Origin of the sequence: Burkholderia latens (assembly GCF_001718795.1) — a bacterium.
Lineage (GTDB): Bacteria > Pseudomonadota > Gammaproteobacteria > Burkholderiales > Burkholderiaceae > Burkholderia > Burkholderia latens_A.
In genome coordinates, this window is the sequence record NZ_CP013438.1 from 1,873,040 (window position 1) to 1,895,673 (window position 22,634).

General features: G+C 67.3%; 17 protein-coding genes. 3 read left to right on the top strand and 14 right to left on the bottom strand.

Going from position 1 to position 22,634, the window contains the following annotated elements; all coding sequences use genetic code 11:
* Nucleotides 1-2: 2 nt before the first annotated feature.
* From WK25_RS27615 to WK25_RS27635, 5 genes are all read right to left on the bottom strand, one after another.
* On the bottom strand, nt 3-1,928 hold the full coding sequence (locus WK25_RS27615; RefSeq protein WP_069243288.1) for a (Fe-S)-binding protein: 1,926 nt from the start codon (nt 1,926-1,928) through the stop codon (nt 3-5).
* Nucleotides 1,929-1,931: 3 nt separating this feature from the next.
* Nucleotides 1,932-3,995, bottom strand: a complete 2,064-nt coding sequence (locus tag WK25_RS27620) for an NADH:flavin oxidoreductase (RefSeq protein ID WP_040138602.1) — start codon at nt 3,993-3,995, stop codon at nt 1,932-1,934.
* A gap of 82 nt (nt 3,996-4,077) precedes the next feature.
* Nucleotides 4,078-4,611, bottom strand: a complete 534-nt coding sequence (locus tag WK25_RS27625; RefSeq protein ID WP_069243289.1) for a DUF5943 domain-containing protein — start codon at nt 4,609-4,611, stop codon at nt 4,078-4,080.
* 139 nt (nt 4,612-4,750) lie between these two features.
* The gene (locus tag WK25_RS27630; protein ID WP_040138604.1) at nt 4,751-5,722 is read right to left on the bottom strand and encodes a dipeptidase; all 972 of its coding nucleotides are present in this window, start codon (nt 5,720-5,722) and stop codon (nt 4,751-4,753) included.
* 42 nt (nt 5,723-5,764) lie between these two features.
* Complete coding sequence (locus tag WK25_RS27635; RefSeq protein WP_069243290.1) at nt 5,765-7,039, bottom strand: serine hydroxymethyltransferase; 1,275 nt, start codon at nt 7,037-7,039, stop codon at nt 5,765-5,767.
* A 446-nt stretch (nt 7,040-7,485) separates the two neighbouring features.
* Here WK25_RS27635 and WK25_RS27640 point away from each other — a divergent pair, with 446 nt between their 5' ends.
* Nucleotides 7,486-8,517 carry a GlxA family transcriptional regulator gene (locus WK25_RS27640; RefSeq protein WP_040138606.1) on the top strand — a complete coding sequence of 344 codons (1,032 nt, stop codon included), beginning with the start codon at nt 7,486-7,488 and terminating at the stop codon, nt 8,515-8,517.
* Between the two features lie 54 nt (nt 8,518-8,571).
* Here the strand turns inward: WK25_RS27640 and WK25_RS27645 are convergent, their stop codons facing one another.
* Nucleotides 8,572-9,984 carry a discoidin domain-containing protein gene (locus tag WK25_RS27645; RefSeq protein WP_069243291.1) on the bottom strand — a complete coding sequence of 471 codons (1,413 nt, stop codon included), beginning with the start codon at nt 9,982-9,984 and terminating at the stop codon, nt 8,572-8,574.
* Nucleotides 9,985-10,276: 292 nt separating this feature from the next.
* Here WK25_RS27645 and WK25_RS27650 point away from each other — a divergent pair, with 292 nt between their 5' ends.
* Together WK25_RS27650 and WK25_RS27655 are read left to right on the top strand one after the other, a co-directional pair.
* Nucleotides 10,277-11,698: a PLP-dependent aminotransferase family protein gene (locus WK25_RS27650; RefSeq protein WP_069243292.1), complete on the top strand. Its 1,422-nt coding sequence runs from the start codon at nt 10,277-10,279 to the stop codon at nt 11,696-11,698.
* An 8-nt stretch (nt 11,699-11,706) separates the two neighbouring features.
* The gene (locus WK25_RS27655) at nt 11,707-12,534 is read left to right on the top strand and encodes an ATP-dependent serine protease (protein ID WP_069243293.1); all 828 of its coding nucleotides are present in this window, start codon (nt 11,707-11,709) and stop codon (nt 12,532-12,534) included.
* Nucleotides 12,535-12,688: 154 nt separating this feature from the next.
* Here WK25_RS27655 and fdhA read toward each other — a convergent pair whose 3' ends face one another.
* From fdhA to WK25_RS27695, 8 genes are all read right to left on the bottom strand, one after another.
* Complete coding sequence (fdhA, locus tag WK25_RS27660; protein ID WP_040138610.1) at nt 12,689-13,885, bottom strand: formaldehyde dehydrogenase, glutathione-independent; 1,197 nt, start codon at nt 13,883-13,885, stop codon at nt 12,689-12,691.
* Nucleotides 13,886-14,182: 297 nt separating this feature from the next.
* Complete coding sequence (locus WK25_RS27665; RefSeq protein ID WP_040138611.1) at nt 14,183-15,373, bottom strand: HlyD family efflux transporter periplasmic adaptor subunit; 1,191 nt, start codon at nt 15,371-15,373, stop codon at nt 14,183-14,185.
* A complete protein-coding gene (locus WK25_RS27670) occupies nt 15,373-17,199 on the bottom strand; it encodes an efflux transporter outer membrane subunit (RefSeq protein ID WP_069243294.1) in 1,827 nt (608 codons plus the stop codon). Before WK25_RS27670 ends, WK25_RS27665 begins: the two co-directional genes overlap by 1 nt.
* Nucleotides 17,200-17,207: 8 nt before the next feature.
* Nucleotides 17,208-18,146, bottom strand: coding sequence for a glycosyltransferase family 2 protein (locus WK25_RS27675; protein WP_069243295.1), 939 nt, complete (start codon nt 18,144-18,146; stop codon nt 17,208-17,210).
* A gap of 11 nt (nt 18,147-18,157) precedes the next feature.
* Nucleotides 18,158-19,747, bottom strand: a complete 1,590-nt coding sequence (locus WK25_RS27680) for a DHA2 family efflux MFS transporter permease subunit (protein WP_069243296.1) — start codon at nt 19,745-19,747, stop codon at nt 18,158-18,160.
* Entirely contained in the window at nt 19,744-21,027 is a 1,284-nt protein-coding gene (locus tag WK25_RS27685) for a glycosyltransferase (protein WP_069243297.1), read from the bottom strand. The genes WK25_RS27680 and WK25_RS27685 overlap by 4 nt, the downstream gene beginning before the upstream one ends.
* A gap of 17 nt (nt 21,028-21,044) precedes the next feature.
* Complete coding sequence (locus tag WK25_RS27690; RefSeq protein WP_040138616.1) at nt 21,045-21,614, bottom strand: methyltransferase family protein; 570 nt, start codon at nt 21,612-21,614, stop codon at nt 21,045-21,047.
* Nucleotides 21,615-21,680: 66 nt separating this feature from the next.
* Entirely contained in the window at nt 21,681-22,583 is a 903-nt protein-coding gene (locus WK25_RS27695) for an alpha/beta fold hydrolase (protein ID WP_069243570.1), read from the bottom strand.
* Nucleotides 22,584-22,634 lie beyond the last annotated feature (51 nt).

Sequence of the window (22,634 nt, forward strand, 5' to 3'; positions counted from 1 at the left end):
ATTCACTCCAGCGAGGCGGCAACGAGTTCGGCCACGTCGAGCACGTCCGGGCGCGGGCCCACGACGCCTTCGAGCATCGCCGTACAGTTCGGGCATCCGACTGCGACCACGTCCGCGCCGATCGCGCGCGCGTCGGCGATGCGGATGTCGGGAATACGCTGCTTGCCCGGGATGTCGGTCAGCGGCGCACCGCCGCCACCGCCGCAGCAGCGGCCGCGCATGCCGTTGCGCTCCATCTCGACGACCTGGATGCCGATCGTCTTCAGCAGCTTGCGCGGCGATTCCGTCTCGCCGTTGTAGCGGCCGAGATAGCACGGATCGTGATACGTGGTACGTTTTTCGAGCAGCGCGTCGACCGCCTTCGGCGCGATCTTGCCGCTGTCGGCCAGTTCCGCCATGTACGTCGTGTGATGCTTGACCGTCACACGCAGCCCCAACGCGCGATATTCGTTGCGCAGGCTGTGCATCACATGAGGGTCCGCCGTCACGATTTGCTTGTACGACAGCGAGCCGAGCGTGCCGATCAGGCGCTTCGCCATCTGCTGGAACGTCGCTTCGTCGCCGAGGCGGCGTGCGACGTCGCCGGTGTCGGTCTCGGTCGCACCCAGCACCGCGTAATCGACGCCCGCCTTGTTCAGCACCTTCACGAACGCACGCAGCGTGCGCTGGTAACGCATGTCGAACGCGCCTTCACCCGCGACGATCAACACGTCGACCGGTTTGCCCGGCTGCGCGACCGGTGCATTCAGGTCGACCGACCAGTCGTAGCGCGCCGCCGTGTCGTAGCCGCCCATCGTGCCGGTCTCGCGCAGGTTCGCCAGCACTTCCTGTCCCTTGCCCGGCACCGTCCCGTGCACGAGCGTGCGGTTGCGGCGCATGTCGACGATCGCATCCACGTGCTCGATCAGCATCGGGCACTCCTGCACGCACGCGCGGCAGGTGGTGCACGACCACAGTGTCTGCTCCTCGATCAGGCCGGACACGATCGGGCCGTTCGGCTCGCCGCGATGCTGGCCGACCGCGAGGCCCGGCGTCGGGCTGCCCGCATACGCGGCATCGGTGCCGCCCGCCATCCCGACGACGAGATCCTGGATCAGCTTCTTCGGATTCAGCGGCTGGCCCGACGCGAATGCGGGACACGCGGCTTCGCACTTGCCGCACTGAACGCACGCGTCGAAGCTCAGCAGTTGATTCCAGCGGAATTCGACGGGCTTCGCGACGCCGTATTCTTCGTGCTCGATGTCCGGCAGCTTGAGCGCGGTCGGCGGCGTGGCCGTGCCGTTGCCCGTGAACGATTCGCGGGTCGCCGCGAAGCGTTCCTGGCGCGGATGGAATGCGAGGTGCAGCAACCCGGCGATCGCGTGCTTCATCGGGCCGCCCTTCGCGGCGCCGATGGTCATCGTGAATGCGCCGGCGCCGATCAGCAGCGCGCAGAGCACCGCGAACGCACCCGACATCACGCCGGCCGGCACCACCACGAACAGCACGAGGCCGAGCGCGAACGAGCCGAGCAGCCACGGCAGCGCGTTCCACGGGCCGCGCGACAGCCGGGCCGGCACGTCCTTCGCCGCGCGGCGGCGCCACACGAACACCACGCCGGCAAGCATCGCGAGCGCCGCGAGGAAGATCAGCTTGTCGAGCCACGGCGAATAGATCGCGAGGCCATAGTTGACGAACACCAGTGCGAGCGCGGCGATCGCGCCGCCCGCGGTCGCCACGTGGGTCTTCGCGATGTAGGGATCGCGAGCCACGACGTGGTGCAGGTCGACGAAATAGCGCTTCGGAATCGCGAACAGGTTCGCGACGCCGAACGAGCCCGGCGCCGTCGCGCGCCCGAGACGCCAGTAGGACGAGCGCTTCGCGACCGCGAACGCGAGCCCCGCCACCGACAGCCACAGCAGTGCGGTAATGAGGAAAGCCGGGTTCATTTTTTAGAAATCCTTGACGAGACGCAGCGAATCGTAGATCGCACCGTGGACGTTATGCATCGAGATGCAGTCGCCGACACGGAACAGCAGGAAGCGGCCGTTGCCCAGTTCTTCCGACAGGCACGGCTGCGGCTGCGCCGCGAACAGCGTATGCGGATCGATCTGGCCGCGGTTCACCGACTCCGGCTTGAGCTTCCAGTACAACTCGTCGTTCGGCGACGAACCGTTCTCGATCACGACCTGATCGACCGCGCGCTCTTCCAGTTCCTCCGTGTATTCGTTGCGCAGCACGGCGATTTTCTTGCCGTCTTCCTCGTATACGCGGTCGAGCATCGTGTTCGGCGTCTGGATCACGCCGAGCGCGTAGAGGCGGCGGTAGAAGATCGGGAACGTCGTGCCGCCGCAATCGTCGGCGACCTTCACGTCCGGCGTCACCACCTCGACCTTCGAACCGCGGCTCGCCATGAAATCGGCAACGCCGGCACCCGCATGCGTGCTCACGCCGTCGAACAGCAGCACGTTCTGCTTCGGCTCGACCTTGCCGGTCAGGATGTCCCACGAGCTGACGGCCAATCCTTCGGCGACGCCCCACGCCGGCACCTGCCACGTGAAGCTCGACCCGCCGGTGGCAAGCACGACGATGTCCGGCTTCTCGGCCATGATCATCTTCTCGTCGGCGGCGACGCCGAGGCGCCGGTCGACGCCGAGACGCTTCGTTTCCATGTCGAACCAGCGGATGATCCCCGACATCTGTTCGCGCTGCGGCGCCTTCGCGGCGATCATCACCTGGCCGCCCACTTCGGCGTTCTTCTCGAACAGCACGACGTCGTGTCCGCGCAGCTTCGCGACGCGCGCGGCCTCGAGCCCTGCGGGGCCCGCACCGACCACGACCACCTTGCGCTTCGGGCCGCGCGACTTCTCGATGATGTGCGGCATCGTCGCTTCGCGCGACGTCGCGGCGTTCTGGATGCACAGCACGTCGAGGCCGTTGTACTGGCGGTCGATGCAGTAGTTCGCGCCGACGCACTGCTTGATTTCGTCTTCGCGGCCGTCGCGGATCTTGATCACCATGTGCGGATCCGCGATCTGCGCGCGCGTCATGCCGACCAGATCGATCATCCCGTTCGCGAGCAGGCGCTCCGCCTGTCCCGCATCGCGGATGCTCTGCGCGTGCATCACCGGAATCTTCACGACCGACTTGATGCCGGCCGCGAGGTGCACGAACGGCTCCGGCGGAAGCGCCATCGGCGGCATGCAGTTCGCGATCGTGTTGTGCGTGTCGCCGCCAGATCCGACCACGCTCAGATAGTCGATCAGGCCCGTCTCCGACATCGCCTGCGCGATTTCCTTCAGTGCTTCATGATCGAGACCGTCCTCGTGGAATTCGTCGCCGCACATGCGCAGGCCGACGCAGAAGTCCTTGCCGACCGCTTCGCGCACGGCCGTCAGCACTTCGATGCCAAAGCGCAGACGGTTCTCGAGGCTGCCGCCCCATTCGTCGGTGCGATGGTTCGACCGCTTGCTCCAGAACTGGTCGATCAGGTGCTGGTGCGCGGCGGAAATTTCGATGCCGTCCATGCCGGCTGCTTTCACGCGCTTCGCGGCTGCCGCGAAGTCGCCGATGATGCGGCGGATTTCCTCGATCTCGATGATCTTCGCATTGCCCCGGTGCACCGGCTCGCGCACGCCCGACGGCGACATCAGGTGCGGCCAGTGCTCGCCGTGGAACGACGAGCGGCGGCCCATGTGCGTCGCCTGGATCATGATCTTCGCGCCGTGCTTGTGCATCGTGTCGGCCAGGCGCGTGAGCGGGTCGATGATCTTGTCGTTCGACAGATTCACCGACTTCCACCAGCCTTGCGGGCTGTCGATCGACACGGGGCTCGAACCGCCGCAGATCGCGAGGCCGACGCCACCCTTCGCCTTTTCTTCGTAATAGCGGATGTAGCGGTCGCCCGGCAGGCCGCCCGGCTCGGCATACACCTCCGCATGCGCGGTGCTGACGATCCGGTTGCGCAGCGTCAGCTGGTTCAGCTGCATGGGTTTGAACAGGTGGGGATAACGCATCGCAGGCGACCTCTGGCGTTCGAATGTCTCGTATTGCGGGTGTTGTTGTGTTGCCGTATTGCTGTGTCTCGACGTCAGCGCATCAGTGCGCGATCGGCGACACTTCGAAGACGCAGTGGTCGTGGTGCTCGGCCGCACACTGCACTTCCTTCGACTGCGCGCGCGGCGCGTTCTTGCCTTCCGGCGTCGTGTCGTTGACCCAGTCCATCGCGCCGGCGAACCAGCCCGCGAACATGTAGCAGAGCTTGCCTTCCTTGCCCGGCTGCTGGAGCACGAACGACGAATGGCGCAGCTCGATCTTCGCGCGCGCGCCGACCGGGTCGGCCTCGATGATCGAGAACAGGCCCCAGCCGCGTTGCGACAGGCGCTTCAGGTAGTGCTCGAACACGGCCATCCCGGTGAGGCCGTGCAGTTTCGCTTCCTTGTCGCACCAGTGATACGCGGATTTGTAGCCGGCCTTGTACAGGATCTCGGCATACGCTTCGACACCCAGCGCTTCCTCGACGGCGACGTGATTGTTCGTGAAGAAGTGGCGCGGCACGTACAGCATCGGCAGCGCGTCGGTGGTCCAGACGCCGGTATCGGGATCGACGTCGATCGGAAGTTGCGGTTGCATCGTGGTGACTCCGTGAGGAAAAATGGCCGCGCGGCTCGGGCGCTGGCGCGACATCGTCCGCGTGCCGGTGCGACAGGCGCCGGCACGTCCCGATTGTTCTGGTGTTGAATGGCGGTTGGCGGTTAGGGCCGTCGAGCGCTTATGCGCCCCACACGTCCTTGAACACGCGCACCCAGTTCTCGCCCATGATCTTGCGGATGCGGGACTCCTTCCAGCCGTGGCGTTCCATCGCCGCGGTCAGGTTCGGGAATTCGCCGATCGTGCGGATGCCGTCCGGGTTGATCACCTTGCCGAAGTTCGTCAGCTGGCGATAGCGGCCCTTGTCGTGCGTGAGCATGTCGAAGAACTCCTTCGCATAGTCCTGCGTAAAGTCCGTGCCGATGCCGACCGCGTCCTCGCCGATCAGGTTCACGACGTAGTCGATCGCCTCGATGTAGTCGTCGATGTTCGCTTCGATCCCGCGCTTCAGGAACGGCGCGAACATCGTCACGCCGACGAAGCCGCCGGCGTCGGCGATCTCCTTCAGCTGCGCGTCGCTCTTGTTGCGCGGGTGTTCCTTCAGACCTGACGGCAGGCAGTGCGAGTAGCACACCGGCTTCTTCGAGAACGCGATCGCTTCCGACGACGTGTTGCCGCCCACGTGCGACAGGTCGACCATGATGCCGACGCGATTCATCTCGGTGATCACCTCGCGGCCGAAGTCCGACAGGCCGCCGTCGCGCTCGTAGCAACCGGTGCCGACGAGGTTCTGCGTGTTGTAGCAGAGCTGCACGACGCGCACGCCCATGTCGGCGAACGCCTCGATGTAGCCGAGGTTGTCCTCGAACGCGTGCGCGTTCTGGAAGCCGAGGATGATCCCGGTCTTGCCTTCCTTCTTCGCGCGGAAGATGTCGTCGGTCGTGCGCACCAGCGTCAGCAGCTCGCTGTTGTCGCGGATCTTCTTCTTCATCACGCCGATGTTGTCGACGGTCTTGGTGAAGTTCTCCCACACCGACACCGTGCAGTTCGCGGCCGTGATGCCGCCGCGGCGCATGTCCTCGAACACCGGCTTCTCGAACTTCGAGATGTTCAATCCGTCGATGATGATGCTGTCCTGATGCAGCGTGCTCATATCTGCCTCTCGCTCCAGTCTCTGCTGTGTGTGGGTCGTCGATCAGTAAATCGGGAAGCGCTCGCAGAGCGCGAAAATCTCGCGGCGCACGCGCTGTTCGGTCGCGCGGTCGCCTTCCGGATTCGCGCGCAGCGCGTCGAATACTTCGAGAATCAGGCGGCCGATCTCGCGGAACTCGGCCACGCCGAAGCCGCGCGTCGTGCCGGCCGGCGTGCCGAGGCGGATGCCCGACGTGACGGTCGGCTTCTCGGTGTCGAACGGAATGCCGTTCTTGTTGCAGGTGATGCCCGCGCGTTCCAGCGCCTGCTCGACCGGCGCGCCCTTCAACCCCTTCGGGCGCAGGTCGACCAGCAGCAGGTGGTTGTCGGTGCCGCCGGTCACGAGATCCACGCCGCCCGCCTTCAGCACTTCACCGAGCGCCTGCGCGTTCGCCAGCACGTTGTCGATGTAGGTCTTGAAGTCGGCGTGCAGCACTTCGCCGAACGCGACTGCCTTGCCGGCGATCACGTGCATCAGCGGGCCGCCCTGCAGGCCGGGGAACACGGCCGAGTTGATCTTCTTCGCGATCTCCTCGTCGTTGGTGAGCACGAAGCCGCCGCGCGGGCCGCGCAGCGTCTTGTGCGTGGTCGACGTGACGACGTGCGCATGCTCGACCGGATTCGCATGGCGGCCCGCGGCGATCACGCCGGCGATGTGCGCCATGTCGACCATCAGTTTCGCACCGACGCTGTCCGCGATCGCACGGAAGCGCGCGAAGTCGAGCGCGCGCGGATATGCGGAGAAGCCGGCGATGATCAGGCTCGGCTTGTGCTGGTGCGCGAGTTCCTCGACCTGGTCGTAGTCGATGCGCATCGTGTCGCGGTTCACGCCGTACTGCACCGCGTTGAACCACTTGCCCGACAGCGCCGGCTTCGCGCCGTGCGTCAGGTGGCCGCCGGCGTCCAGCGACATGCCGAGCACCGTGTCGCCCGGCTTCGCGAGCGCGAGCATCACCGAGCCGTTCGCCTGCGCGCCCGAGTGCGGTTGCACGTTCGCATAGCCTGCGTTGAAGATCTGCTTCACGCGCTCGATCGCCAGCGCTTCGACTTCGTCCGCGAATTCGCAGCCGCCGTAGTAGCGCTTGCCCGGATAGCCTTCCGCATACTTGTTGGTCAGCACCGAGCCTTGTGCCTCGAGCACCGCGCGCGACACGATGTTTTCCGACGCGATCAGCTCGACCTGCGACTGCTGACGCTCGAGTTCCTTCAGGATGGCGCTGCGCACCGGCGCGTCGCGTTCGGCGAGGGGCTGCGAGAAGAAAGGCTGGGTGTTCGACATAGTGCGTCCGTGACGAAGAATAAAGGGCGTAAGACCGAAGCTCGAGGCCTGCCGTACCTGGATTCCAGTGCATCCAGTGCAAGGCTGCCGACGGCTCTATTCTTGTCGTTCGGATTTTCGGCGGATTGATGAATTTAGACGCGTTCTTTGCCTTTTCCGCCATGCGCGTCCGTTTTGTACAAGTGACCGGTCGTGCTTTTTCGGATGACCAAGAAAACCGTCCGCCGCGGTTCGCCCATGGACAGGCACTTCGCCGGTGCCTGTGCTGCGCGTCGGGAGTGCAGCGCAGCCCGCTTACGGTGCAGCGCAACATCGCCCGCACGTCCATACAACGTATGGAGCTAGGGTTTAGCCGTATGGCACGCTTGTTGCGCTCGCTCACACAATACGGCAGCCCGATCCGTGCCTCGGGCCAAAAGCTATTAGAGATTCAAGGAACGCTCCCCATGTCGCCCGACCGCACAGCGTCGCTGTCTCACTTCGCGTTCATGCCTTTACCGAACTTCACGATGATCGCGTTCACGAATGCGATCGAGGTGCTTCGGATGGCGAACTACCTGAGCGGACAGCCGCTCTACCGCTGGTCGGTGATCAGCCCGGAAGGCGGCCCGGTCACGGCGAGCAACGGGCTCACGGTCGACACGGGGCCGGCCGAGTGCGCGGGGCAGCCGGATATCGTATTCGTCTGCGGCGGCGTGGACGTGCAGCGCGCGACGACGCCCGCCCATCTGTCGACGCTGCGCCGCTTCGCGCGCGCCGGCATCCCGCTCGGCAGTCTGTGCACGGGCACGTATGCACTCGCGAAGTCGGGGCTGCTCGCGGGCTACGCGTGCGCGATTCACTGGGAGAACATGTCGGCGCTGAAGGAAGAGTTTCCGGACACGCGCTTCCTGAAGGAACTGTTCGTGGTCGATCGCGACCGCATCACGTGCACCGGCGGCGTCGCGCCGCTCGACATGATGCTGAACCTGATCGCCGCGCGCGTGGGCACCGCACGCGTTACGCAGATTGCCGAGCAGTTCATCGTCGAACACGTGCGCGATACCAGCGCGCAACAACGGATGCCGCTCGTCGCGCGGCTCGGCTCCGCGAACAAGTCGCTGTTCGAAGTGATCTCGCTGATGGAGAACAACATCGAGGAACCGCTGTCGCGCGAGGAACTCGCGCGGCTCGCGAACATGTCGCAGCGCCAGCTGCAGCGCCTGTTCCGCGAGCACCTCGGGATGACGCCGACGCACTACTACCTGACGCTGCGGCTACGGCGCGCGCGCGAACTGCTGCTGCAGACCGACATGTCGATCATGCACATCACGATGGCGTGCGGCTTCCAGTCGGCGTGCCACTTCAGCAAGAGCTATCGCGACGCGTTCGGCGTCGCACCGACGCGCGAACGCCGCAAGCAGGTCGCGCCGCTCGCGCAGGGCGCGGGGACGCCGACGCCGACCCCGGCGTTTCAGACGCATATGGCCCACGCGTGAAGCGAGCGTGATTGAATATGAAGAGCGGCCGTCACGGCCGCTTTTCATTTGCGCTTACGATCCCCACACCTGCATTTCGTCGAGCGAATATCCCCACTGCGTCGCCCGCTTGGTCCCGAGCATCCGCACGTAGCGCCCCTGCGCGTTCAGGTTCGGCAGCGTAACGTGACCGTACGACACGCCGTTGTTCGTCGAGTAGACCGTCGTCCAGTTCACATTGTCGTTCGACGTCTGGATCTGATAGACGAGCGCGCCGGCATCCCAGTAGAGGTCGACGCTGCTGATCTTCTTCACCGCCCCGAGATCGACGGAGATCCATTGCGGATCGACGCCCGCGCCTTCTGGCGAATCCCAGCGCGTGCTGGTCGTGTTGCCGTCGAACGCCTTGTCGGCCGTGAGCGTCGCGTTGTAGCTCGCCGATGCGGCAGCAGGACGCCCTTGCGACAGCAGGGTCGGCTGCGCGCTCGCGGGGCCGCCGTAGTAATTCGACCCAAGCTTCGCCTTGTTCGAATCGGCATTCACGCCGAACTGCGACAGGCTCCAGCGCTGGCCCGTCGTCACGTCGCCGACGTAGAGCTGATAGCCGCCCGCCGTCGTCGACGAGAAGAACACGTAGTTCGTGCCGCTCACCGGCGCCGGATCCGAGTTGTTGCTCATGCAGTCGTTGACCGGCAGCACATTGGGCGTCGATGCCGGATCGGCGGTCTTCGCGTAGATCTGGTCGGCGCCGCCACTGTCCTTCCAGCGCGCGTAGAACACCATGCCGTCCGCGCGCACGATCGGGTAATAGGTCTGTAGCCCGGCAGGATGATCGAATACCGCTGTCGCGCCGGTCGCGATCGTGCGCTTCATCAGGCCCATGTTCGACCCGGTGCCCGTCGCGTAGTACACGGCGCTCGCGTCCGGCGCGAGGAACGGCATCGAGTATTCGGCGCCGGCCGGCGCATTGGTCAGGCTCACGACGGACGTGAATACCGGCCCCGCACTCGTGTACGACAGCGTGCCCTGCTTCACGTCGCCGTTCTGCTTGAACACGAGCGTCTTGCCGTCCGCGCTGAACTTCGGATCCTCGTTGCGCGTCGCGCCGGTGCTGTGCGTCAGGTTGACGGGCGCCGTGCCCGCCCCGAGCTGCAGCATGAACACGTTCCACGCACCGTTGCTGATGCCCATGAATGCGAGCCACTTGCCGTCGGGGCTGAACACGCCGTTCATCGGATCGGTGATGCCCCAGCTGCTCTTGCTGAGTTGCGTGAGCGTATGCGCGGAGAAATCGTACAGGAACAGCTGGCTCGTACCGTCGCCGTACTTGACGTAGCTGTGATAGACGAGTTTGCCGGTCAGTGCGGCGGGGAACGACGCGTTCGACTGAGTCGGAGGATTGCTGATGCAGGCTGCCGATGCGGTGCTGCTGAACAGATGGGCCGCGATGCCGGCCACGATGGTCACGGCGAGGAACTTCAATTTCACGCTGGTTACTTCCGGGTAGGTTGACGAGGGTCGAGGACGCCGTGCCGAGGTCCCCGCACACTGAGCGGGGTCACGGATCCGGGGAGCGGGCCGCGTGAAATTCCATATCGGTCGGACGTCGGGAATGAAACTTGCGGAGGATGCCGGTTCTGTCGTCTGAAGAAAAGGATCAGACGGGCGCCGGAACGTGCGGATCAGCAATCGGTGGTGCGGCGATTGGGGGCGGGATTGAACGCGACGAACGCCGTGCTACTCTTTTTTTCAGCGACGGCCTGCGGGCCGGAGGGCAGGCATGAAGCGATACGCGGAGCTCGCACAGATGATTGCCGACGCGATCCGGCGCGGCGACCTCGCGGCTGGCGCGCGCATTCCCACGGTGCGCGCGGCTTGCCGTGCGTACCGTGTCAGCCCTTCCACCGTGTTTCGCGCTTACTACACGCTGGAAAGCGAGGGATTGATCACGGCGCGCGCACGCTCCGGTTATTTCGTTTCGAACCTTCACGACAAACGCGTGCGGGCAGATCACGACGTGCCGCGCAAGCCGGGGGCGGCCCAAACCGGCGACGACGGTGCACTGTTCCAGCTGGCCGACTCGCTCAAGCGCGACGACATCGTGCCGCTCGGTTCCACGTTCGCGAGTTACTCGCTGTTTCCAATGAGCAGCCTGTGGCGGTTCGCGGCATCGGCGGCCCGCAACATGGACCGCGCGAAACTGCTCGCCGGGCTGCCGCCGGGGCACGAAGCGCTGCGTCGCCAGATCGCATCGCGCTACCTGAATGCGGGGGCGTCGTTGCCGATGGACGAGATCGTCATCACGACCGGCGCAGCCGAAGCGCTGACGCTGTGCCTGCAGGCGCTCACGCGGCCGGGCGACATCGTCGCGATCGAACGCCCGGCGTTCCCCGCGGTGCTGCAGACGGTGCAGCGGCTGCACCTGAAGGCCATCGAAATCCCGGTCGATCCGCGCACCGGGCTCGATCTCGACGCGCTCGCCGACGCGCTCGACACGCATCCGGTGCGCGCATGCTGGTTCATGACGTCGTTCCACAATCCCACCGGCGCGACGTTGCCCGACGAGCGCAAGCACGCGCTGGTCGATCTGCTCGCGACGCGAAAAATACCGCTGATCGAGAACGACGTGTATGGCGAACTGCACTTCGGCCCGACGCCCACCCGCCCCGCGAAACTGTACGACGACGACGGGCTCGTCCTTCATTGCGGCTCGTTCTCGAAATGTCTCGCGCCCGGTTTCCGCGTCGGGTGGGTGGCGGCCGGCCGTTATGCGAAGCAGGTCGGTCATGTGAAGAACGCGAGCGCGCCGGCGGCGGACGTGCCCGCACAACTGGCCATCTCGAGTTACCTGCGCAATGGCGCGTACGACCGCTTTCTGCGCCGGCTGCGGCGCAATCTGGCCGCGCATCAGGCGCAGATGCTGGCGGCCGTTCGCGCGTATTTTCCGTCCGACACCCAGGTGTATGCGCCGCGCGGCGGCTATTTCCTCTGGATGGAATTGCCGCCGCACGTCGATGCGATGCGATTGTTCGACGAAGCGATGGAGAACGGCGTGAGCGTTGCGCCCGGCCCGATCTTTTCCGTGACGGGCGCCTTTCGCCGTTATGTCCGGCTGAACTATGGCCGGCCGTGGACCCCTGCCGTCGAGGACGCGATGCGAACCATCGGTACGCTCGCGCGGCAGCAACAGCAAACGAGGTAGCAACGACCATGCGAGTCATGCCCAACCGGAAGGTCCGCACACGCGACACGCTGCGCGGCGCGCTATCTTTGCGTGCCGACGTGCGCGGCGCCGTCAGCCAGCGCTGCCGGCAGTGCGGTTTCATGGCGTTTCGCGCGCGCAAGCGGTGCCCCGTCTGCGGACTGGGGAACTGGCCGTTCGCGCCACTCGGCGACGCGCGCTACGACACGCAGCCGGCCCCCCCGATGCATGCGCCGCACCCGCCGCAACCCGCGCCGACCTGGTCGTCGCGCGTCGCGGCCGCGGTGCGCGGCGCGGCGCAACGGCGGCCGCGCGCATCCAGCGCGCCGCTGCTGAGCATCCTCACGCTCGTGCTGATGGTCGGCGGTTACGTGACGTTCGACCGGATGTGCCGAGCCGACCCCGTCTGTCGAGGCCAGGGTGCGCGGGACGCGGCAACGATCAACGCCGGTGCGCATGCGGCGGATGCAACGCCGACGCAGCCGGTCGCGCCCCCACCCGTGCTTCCATTGCGCGCCCCGGCCGACGCCGCGCGCGCAACCGAGGGCGAGCCGGCACAGGTGGCCGCCGCGGCGCCCGTTGCCGATACCGGCACGCCCGCACGCGCGAGCGGACACGCGGCTGCCCGCACGTCGGCGCGCGCGGCGACGACGCTCGCTCGACATGCACCGCAGGTTCGCGGGCCGGACAGCGTACGCAGCGGCATGCGCGTCGCCGACTGGAAAGGCGCCGCTCGCCGCCCGCACCCGATCCACCGCGTGAGCATGCACGCTCGCCACAAGCATCGCGCCGTGGCTACCGAGATGCAAATGGCCGAGCTCTACCGCGGGCATTGAACGCGCGGCGTGCACCGGTTCCATTTCTTGAACGGCACGCCGCGATCGGGATTCATCGATAGCGACGCCGCACGCTGTCGCTTCGCAGCGCCCACAGCAAAAAGCGGGCGGCGCCGCTTCCGGCGCCGCCCGCTGCTTGCGTGCCGTTCGTGCGTCAGGCCGCGAGCAACCCGTGCGGATCGATCACGAATTTACGCGGCGCGCCGCCGTCGAACTTCTTGTAGCCTTCGGGCGCCTGATCGAGCGAGATCACTTCGACGTTGACGATCTTCGCGATCGGCAAGCGGTCGAACAGGATCGCCTGCATCAGGTTGCGGTTGTATTTCAGCACCGGCGTCTGGCCCGTGAAGAACGAGTGCGACTTCGCCCAGCCGAGGCCGAAGCGGATGCTGAGGCTGCCATGCTGCGCGGCCTTGTCCTTCGCGCCCGGATCATCCGTCACGTACAGGCCCGGGATGCCGATCGCGCCGGCGGGCCGCGTGATTTCCATCAGCGAGTTCAGCACCGTTGCGGGCGCTTCCTCCGAGTGGCCCGACGAGCCGTGGCCGTGCGCCTCGAAGCCGACGCAGTCGACCGCGCAGTCGATCTCCGGTACGCCGAGGATCTGTTCGATCTGCTCGCCGAGCGATGCGTCCTTCGACAGGTCGACCGTCTCGAAGCCCATCGCACGCGCATGTGCGAGGCGTTCCGCGTTCATGTCGCCGACGATCGTCACCGCGGCGCCGAGCAGACGCGCCGATGCGGCCGCCGCCATCCCGACCGGGCCTGCGCCGGCGATATAGACCGTCGAGCCCGGCTTCACGCCCGCACTGACCGCGCCGTGATAACCGGTCGGCAGAATGTCGGACAGGCAGGTCAGGTCGCGGATCTTCGCCATCGCCTGATCGCGGTCCGGAAATTTCAGCAGGTTGAAGTCGGCATACGGCACGAGCACGTACTCGGCCTGGCCGCCAATCCAGCCGCCCATGTCGACGTAGCCGTACGCGCCGCCGGCACGCGACGGGTTCACGTTCAGGCAGACGCCCGTATGCGTGTCCTTGCACATCGCGCAGCGGCCGCACGCGACGTTGAACGGCACCGACACGAGATCGCCGATTTTCAGCGTCTCGACGTCCGGGCCCGCCTCGATCACTTCGCCGGTGATCTCGTGACCGAGCACCAGGCCGATCGGCGCAGTCGTGCGGCCGCGCACCATGTGCTGGTCGGACCCGCAGATGTTCGTGCTGACGACTTTCAGGATCACGCCGTGGCCGATCGCGCGGCCGGTCGGGTCGACCATCTTCGGATAATCGATCTTCTGAACTTCGACCTTGCCCGGCCCAAGATAGACGACACCTCGATTGCTGCTCATCGTATTGTCTCCATGTCTCGTTGGATGGCGTCGCGATGCGGCGGCGGATGCGGACACGCACGCAACGTGCTGTTCGAGAGTAGTCCCGGAGACGGGGGCGCCGATGTCTCAAACCCGACATGCGTTTGAACGGCGCCGACATCGATGGCGGAAATGCGAAAGTCGGGGCGGGAGCCGGCACGCGGGGCACGGCGGTCCGGAACGCACGGCCGGAGGACGATCCGGCGCGGTTGGTCCGGCCTGCCGGTCGAGTCGCACGGCCGAGCGCACCTGGGCGGCGCGCCGCCCGATCGTGCATTACCCGCCCTGATTCTCGCGGATGATCGCGGCAGCGGCCGCTTCCGCATCGCTCGCCACGCCGTCGTGCACGCGCGTGCTGACGGGCGGCGTCGGCGGCTCGCTGTCGAGCGCGTGTCCGTCGCGGTTGCGCGTGTCGACCGTCGCGCGCATCGACAAGCCGACCCGCAGCGGATGCGCGGCCAGGTCACGCGGGTCGACCGCAATCACGACCGGCACGCGCTGCACGACCTTGATCCAGTTGCCGGCCGCATTCTGCGACGGCAGCATCGAGAATGCACTGCCGGTCCCGGCCGAAAATCCCTGCACACGGCCGCGATAGACGACGCGCGATCCGTACAGGTCCGACACCACGTCGACCGGCTGGCCGATACGCATGTGACGAATCTGCCCTTCCTTGAAATTCGCTTCGATCCACAGACGGTTCAGTTGCACGATCGACATCAGCGGCACGCCGGGCCCGACCTGCTGGCCAACCTGCACCGAACGCTGGCCGATCGTCCCGTCTACCGGCGCAACGATCGTCGTGCGCTTCAGGTTCCGGTACGCGAGCTTGAACTGCGCGGCCGCCTGCACCACTGCCGGGCTTTCGTCGACGGGAAGCCGCGTGCCGAGCGCGCGCGCGGCTTCCAGCTGCGCCTGCGCGGCTGCGAGGTTCGCCTGCGCGCCGGCCACGGCCGCGCGCGCACGTGCGAGCTCCTCCGGCGCGACAATCTCGACCGATGCCCCCGAGCGCGCGGCAAGCGCGCGCTGCGCGAGCCACAGGTCGGCCTGGCGCGCATTCACGGCCTCCACGTACATCGCATTCGAGATCTTTGCGTTCGCGACCTGTCGCACCGCCTGCGCGAGCTGCGCCTTCGCCTGCGCGAACGCGACGGACGCTTCCGTATCGTCGAGCTTCACCAGCGTCTGCCCGGCGCGCACGGCCTGTGTGTCGGCGACCAGCACGTCGGTAACGGCGCCCGGGATCTGCGCGGCGACCTGCACGACGCTGCCCGCGACGTAAGCGTCGTCGGTGTCTTCGTAATAGCGGTCGTGCAGCAGCCAGAAAGCGATCCAGACGAAGGCGGCCAACAATACGAGCGCAAAGAAAACCATGAAGCGCTTGCGGCGCGTCGCGCGGCGCGCATCGAGAGCCGGGTCGGTCAGTGCGGCCGGCTGCGCGGCGGTATGAAGATTGTCGTGGTGCATCAGTCGCTTTGCGTAACGATCAGGCGGTCATGCTGAAACGAGGGAATCGCGGACGCCCGCGGGGCGGCGGCGACAGCGGGTGCTGCAGCGCGTTTGCTCGTGCTCGCGTCGATGCTCGCACCGACCGTGCCGACGTTCGCGCCGCCGCTCTGAATCACGACCGCAGCCGAACGATCGGCCGGTGCGATGCGCACCGCGGCGGCGCTGCCCGACACGGCCGCTCGACGTGCTTGCGCGCCCGCGTCCGTCGCGTCGCCGGCGACGGCGTTCGCCGTCCCGCCACGCTTCGCTCGCGCGTTGTGCGCGCTTTGCGCGGCACGCGCACCCGGCGTAGCGGCCTCAGCAGTCGTTGCGCGCGCATCGAATCCGCCGCCCAGCGCGCCGATCAATCCGACCCGCAGCGTCCGCTGCTTGCCGAGCAACGCGATCAGCTGCGCACGTTCGTCGATCAGCGTCAGGTCCGCGACATCGACATCCTTCTGCATCAGCACGCCGCGCCGATGGCGATCGGCCGCGATCTGCACGATTTTCTGCGCGGCGGCCACGGCGTCCTGTTGCTGCGCAACGAGCGTCTGCGCGGTCTGCAGCGATGTGACGAGCTGCGCGACTTGCCCGAGCGCGTCGTCGACGGTCTTGTTGTACAGCCCGATCGCAACGTCTGCCTGCGCGACGTCCGCACCGAGCTTCGCCTTCAGCCGGCCGCGATCGAAAATCGGCAGCGAGACTGCCGGGCCGACCGAACCAGCCAGCGAGTCCCGCGAGAACAGCGATGCGGGCGTCAGCGCGAACACGCCGCCGAGCGCGACGAGGTTCACGTCCGGATAGAACTGGGCGCGTGTCGAATCGGCATTCGCGAACGCGGCCTCGACGCGCAGCCGCGCGGCGACGATATCGGGTCGGCGGCCGAGCAGGTCGGCCGGCAGCCTGGCGGGCAGCGCGCCGCCGGCGAACGCGCCGACGCGCGGCCGCTGCAGCGACAGTCCGCGCTCGGGGCCGCGGCCGGACAGCACGCCGAGCTGCAGTTGCGCGAGTCTGATCTGCTCGTCGTTCAGCGCGATCTGCGCGAGCAGGCGGCTGCGCTTGATCGACGCATCGCTCGCGTCGTATGCATTGTCCAGGCCGCGCGCGGTGCGCTCGCGTAGTACGGCCGTCACGCGCTGACCGATCTTCAGTTTCTCCTGCAGGAGGTCGCGCACCGCGTACGCCTGGTCGAGCTGGCAATACACGGTGACGATCGCAACCGCGAGCGTGAGCCGCACCTGCTCTGCCTCGACTGCTGACGCGTCGCGCAGCGACATCAGGCTCTTCGTCGCCGCGCGGTTCTTGCCCCACAGGTCGAGCTGGTAGTTCAACCCGACGAACACCGACGACGGCGACACGACCGGATCGCCGAAAATCTCCACCGGCACGCGATAGCCGCCGGCCGTCACGTCGGCGATGTCGCCCGGTTTCGGCATCCGCGCACGGCTGACCGTCGCACCCGCCGTTCCGGTCAATCCCGTCAGCGAATCGAACTGCTGAAGCTGCGCCTGCGCGATTCGCAGCCGCGCCTGCGCGACCTGCAGATCCGGATTGTTCTGCGCTGCCTCGGCGACGAGTTCGTCGAGTTGCGGATCCTGCAGTTGCGTGACCCAGTCGGGCGCGGGCCACGCGCCGTTCGCGCCCGGCCCGGCGGTCTGCGCGAGCGCGTCGCCGGCCGGAGCACGCAGCGACAGCGACGGCAAAAAGCCCGACGGCACGCACCCGCCGAGCGTCAGCAGCGCTGCCGCCGCCACGATCGTCCAGCCGCCCTGCGCTGCGCGCGCCGCCTTCGTGACCCGTTCCATCGCGTCCCTCACCCGTGCTGAATGCGCTGCGCGCGCGCGGCAAGGCGCGGCCGCGTCCGCTCGAGCGGGCCGAGCCGTCCGAACAGGCCGTCCGCGATGCCGAACAGGATGCCGGCAAGCTTGGCGCGCTTGTCGCGCTCGACGAGCGCGATCTGCACGACCTGCCACACGGTCAGCAGATTCGGCACGATCGCCACCGGAAAACGCAACCCGTACTGGATGCCGAGTTGCACCGCGTTGCGCGCGCTGTAGTAGCGCCGTTGCCACGAGTGATTCATCGACGTCATTTCGAAAGGGCCGAACGAGTGACGCTGCTTCGCGCCGATCCGGTGCGACAGCACCAGCGACGGCACGACATAGAGCGGCACGTTGCGCGCGAGCGCGCGGAAGCTGTACTCCGTGTCGACGTGATCGATGAACAGCGCCTCGTCGAAGCGGCCGAGCACGTCGAATGCGGCGCGCGACACGACGCAGCCTGACGAGATCAGGAACGCGCAGCGCTGCAGCGGCGCGTCGGGCGCGAGGTTCAGCCGGCGCAAGCCGATCCCGTTCGTCGCGAGCTCCGGCAGGAAGCTTTGCGCGTTCTCGTCGAAGATGCGCGGGCCGGCGAGGAACGGGCGCGCCGCGCGCGTCGCGCAGACGCCGCGCATCGTCGCGAAGTACCCCGGCGGCACCGACGAGTCCTGATCGAACAGCGCAACGGCATCGACGCCGTTGCCGAACAGCGCGGCCAGCCCCGCGTTGTACGCGCCCGCGATTCCGCCACGATTGCCGTGATGCAGCAGCGCGATGCCGTCGCGTGCGCACAACTCGCGCACGCGCCCATCGGGCCGCGGCGTATTGTCGACGACGAGCAGCGCGTCGCACGCATGCCGCCACGCGGCGAGCGCCTCGAGCTGAGCGTCGGTCGGGTGATACAGGATCACGAGTGCGCCGAGTGTCGTCATGCCGCTCCTCCTCAATGTCCGAACGAAGCCGCCGCGCCGCGCTTCGGCCGCGTCAGCCACATCATCGCGGCGAGCACGACGCAGGTCATGCTCGCCATCCAGAACATGTCGCCCGTCGCCATCATGTAGGCCTGCTGCATCACGACGTGGTGCAGCGTCGACAGCTCGCGCGCGCCATCGACGCCCATCGCGTTCAGCGTATGCACGAAGCGCTGCGTGTTGGCCGACGCATGCGTGACCGACTGCGACACGACGTCGTAGTGATAAGTCGCGCGGTTGTCCCACAGCGTCACGCTCATCGCGGTGCCGAACGCGGCCGACAGCGTACGCAGGAAGTTCGACAGGCTCGACGCGGCGGCGAGCCGGTCGTCCGGAATGCGCGACAGCGTCGCGGCCGTCAGCGGAATGAAGAAGCACGGCAGCCCGATGCCCTGAATCAGCCCCGGCGCGGCGATCTGCAGAAACGTCATCTTCAGCGTGAAGTGCGCGTCCCATGCGAGCACGGCTGCGAACACGACGAAGCCGAACGTCGCGAGCACGCGTGCATCGAAGCGGTGCGCGTGCAGGCCGACGAGGATCGAGAACACGAGCGCGAGCACGCCGAGCGATGCGGTCGCGAGCCCCGCATGGAACGCGTTGTAGCCCATCACCGCCTGCATCCACAGCGGAAACACGACGCCCACCACCGAGAAACTCATCATCCCGAGCGAGATGATGAGCACGCAGAACGAGAACGTGCGGTCGCGAAACAGGCTCAGGTCGACGACCGGATGCGCTTCGCCCGCCTCCCAGATCAACAGCGAAACGATCGCGAGCGCCGCGATCACCCCGAGCGTGACGATCAACGGCGAATCGAACCAGCCCTTGTCGTGGCCGAGATCGAGCATCGCCTGCAGCGAGCCGACGCCGATCACGAGCAGCACGATGCCAGGCACGTCGATGGGGCCGGCCGCGCCGCGCTGCGCGTCGGGCCGCAGCATTGCCGTGCACACCGCGAACGAAAACAACCCGATCGGCAGATTGATCAGGAAGATCCACGGCCACGAGAAGCTGTCGACGATCCAGCCGCCGACCACCGGCCCGAAGATTGGCGCGAGCAGCACCGTCATCGCCCACAGCGCGAGCGCGACCGTGCGCTTGTCGGGCGGAAACGTGCGCAGCAGAATCGTCTGCGACAGCGGAACCATCGGCCCCGAGCACAGCCCCTGCAGCGCGCGGCACACGACCAGCACGTGCAGGTCGCGCGCGAGACCGCACAGTAGCGACGTCAGCGTAAAGAGCAGAACCGCGCCGACGAACAGCCGCAGTTCGCCGACGCGCCGTGCGAGCCAGCCGGTCAGCGGCACCGCTATCGCCGCCGCGACCGAGTACGAGCTGATCACCCACGTGCCCTGGCTGTTCGATACGCCGAGGCTGCCGGAGATCGCCGGCACCGCGACGTTCGTCACGGTCGAGTCGAGCACTTCGATGAAAGTCGCGAGCGACAGCGCGAAGGTCAGCAGCGCGAGCCGCGCACCGCGCACGGGCGCCGCAGCGGCGGATACCGAATCGCCCGCGCCGGCGCTGGCCGGCGCGTGTCGGGGCGACGACGCCGTACTCATGCGCCCGCCGTCGCGACAGCGCCCGAAGCCGGCACGCGGCCCGGCTTCGGCGCGAAGCGCTCGATGAAGTCGGCGGCCGCCTCGCAGCCGTCCGGCGCGGCGTGGATCAGCGCACGCGCGCGCTGCGCATGGCGCGCGAAGTCGGGTTCGCCGAGCACGCGCGCGAGCGCCTCGCCCATGCGCACGCCGTCGACGGGACCATCGACGCGCACCCCGCTGCCGCTCGCCGCGACGCGCTGCGCGTTGTCGAACTGATCGTGCGCGAACGGCGTGACGACCTGCGGAATGCCGGCTTCGAACGCGAGCGCCGCGGTGCCGATTCCGCCGTGATGCACGAGTGCGCGGCACCGCGGCAGCAACGTGCGCATCGGCACGAAACGGCGCACCAGCAGTTGGTCGTCGCCCGGCGCCGCATCATGCGCGCTCAACAAAATGCCGCGTGCACCGACGGCACGCGTCGCGTGCGCGACCGCGCGCGCATACGCAGCGTGGTCGACAAGCGTCGACCCGGCCGTGAACACCACGGTCGGCTCGCCGGCCGCCAGAAATGCCTCGAGCGCCGGATCGTCTGCGGGTGTGGCGACGTCGTTGAACAGCGGAAAGCCGCTCTGCACACAATGCGCGGGCCAGTCGCGCTGCGCGGGCGCGAACCAGCCGGGAAACAGGCACAGCACGCCGTCGGTCGAATGCAGCCAGCGACCGAGCACGCGCCGCGCAGGTGCGAGCCCGAGTTCATCCCGCACCGCATTGAGCGCCGGCCCGCACACACGGTCCAGCACCTGCCGCTCGATCAGCGTCATCAACGCCGCCTTCACCGGCAGCGGCCAGCGCGCGGGAATCGTGAGGCGCGGATGTGTAGGCGGCACGTGCGCGGACAGCAGCGTCGACGGCGACACCTGCACCGACACATATGGCGTGCGATGCAGCTCTTGCATGAAGCGCGCGGAAAACGCCCACAGCGTGCCGACCAGCACGGTATCGCGATCGGTCAGCGCGCGCAGCGCGTCGTAATGCGGGCGCAGCACCGGCGCGATCACCTGCCACAGCGTACGAAACGACGTGCGCGGATCCCACAGTGCCGGGTTCGCCATCGCCGCGTCGTACTCGGCCGCCGTGCCGACCGGCACAAACGCGAAGCCGCAGCGGCGCACGCTCGCTTCGAACGGCGGGTGCGTGCAGAACACGACGTCGTGGCCGCGCGTCGCGAGCGCGCGCGCGACGCCGAGCAGCGGATGCACGTCGCCCGCCGAGCCGATCGCCGTCACGATCACCTTCGCCATCGCGCGCCTCGCGGAAATCAGTAGAAGCCGGGGATCAGCGCCGCGACCTCGCGGCGATACTGGGTGTACGCCGCGCCGAAATAGCCGGTAAGCCAGCTCTCCTCGACGCGCACCTTGTACGCGAGCGACGCGAATACGAGCGCCACGCCGAACGCACCGCGCCATTCGCCGCCGATCAGCGCGGCGCCGACGAGCGCGATCAGGCAACCGGTGTAGATCGGATGGCGCACGAGGCCGTACGGGCCGGTGCGCACGAGCTCGTGGTTTTCCTTCAGCGTGACGGATACGCTCCAGTTCGTGCCGAGATGCAGCCGTGCCCATACCGAGAACAGCAGCCCGGCAACGAGCACCGCGAGCCCGCATTGCGCCTGCAGTCCGAAGCGGTGCCAGTCGGGCGCGAGCGCCTGCCACGACGGATCGGGCAGGACGATCAGCGCGCCGCCGACGATCAGCGGAATCGACTGCAGCGTGCGCGAGCGCGACGCCTCCTTGCGCACGGTCGTCTTCACGGCCTGCGACGTCGCGATCCAGTAAGCGAGCCACACGGCCCACGGAACGACGATGGCGATGGTCTGAACGATATTCACGGCTGGCCTGCCTCGTGTGGATGAGAATTCGAACGCGCCCGGCGGGCCGGTGCGCGCAGTACGGGACTACGACGACAGCGCCGGCATCGGCGCGGACACGCACGCATGCGCGGCGTCGGGCGCGACGCTCGCGGCGGCAGGCGGCGCGTCGCAGAAGAAGCCAAGGAGCGCGGCGCGCGTGCTTTCACGCTGCGCGCGGCCCTCGATGTCGAGAAAATGCCCGGCGTCGAGGATCGTCGCGAAGCGCGCGCGCGGCACGTGTGCGCCGAGCTGGCGAACGTCGGCCGGCGTCGTGTATTCGTCGCGCTCGCCGTTCAGGAACAGCAGCTCGCAGCCGATGTTCGCGAACTCGCTCAGGTAACGCTCCGGTTGCAGCGACAGGATCTGGTCGACGTGGAACGCGACCTGGTCCTGCTCGTCTCGGGGCAGGCGCGTCAGATAACGGTAGTTGTACAGCTTCATGATGCGCGGCAGGTAGCGGCCGACCGTATCGTTCAGCAACTGCGCGGCCTTCAGGTTCTCGCCGGCCGCGATGTGATCGCGGGCGCGCGTCACGTAATCGACCATCGCGTCGTTCAGGAACGGCGAGAACGAGCAGATCGCCGCGCGCCGCACGCTCGGGCACCCGCGAGCGAGTGCGAACAGCGACGCGACGCCGCCCCACGACACCGACACGAGGAACGCCGGCGCAAAGCGCTCGACGAGGTACTGGAGAATCGCGGCCTCGTCGTCCTTGGTCAGGATGAAGCGGCCGGGGTTGTACTGGCGCGACTGCCCCGCATACGGCAAGTCGAAGCAGATCGTATTCATCCGCTCACCGAGGTACTGGACGGTCTGCCCGAACGACGCGGTCGTCGCGAGCGCGCCGTTGACGAGCATCGCCGTATCGAACGACGGGTCGAACACGTTCCGTTCGACGTAGACCTTCAGACCATTCGGTAGCGGGACCACGTGTTTTTCGGTCGGCATCGTCGTTCTCCGGTGGATGCGGCATCTCGGCGTCACGGCATGCTGCGGTGC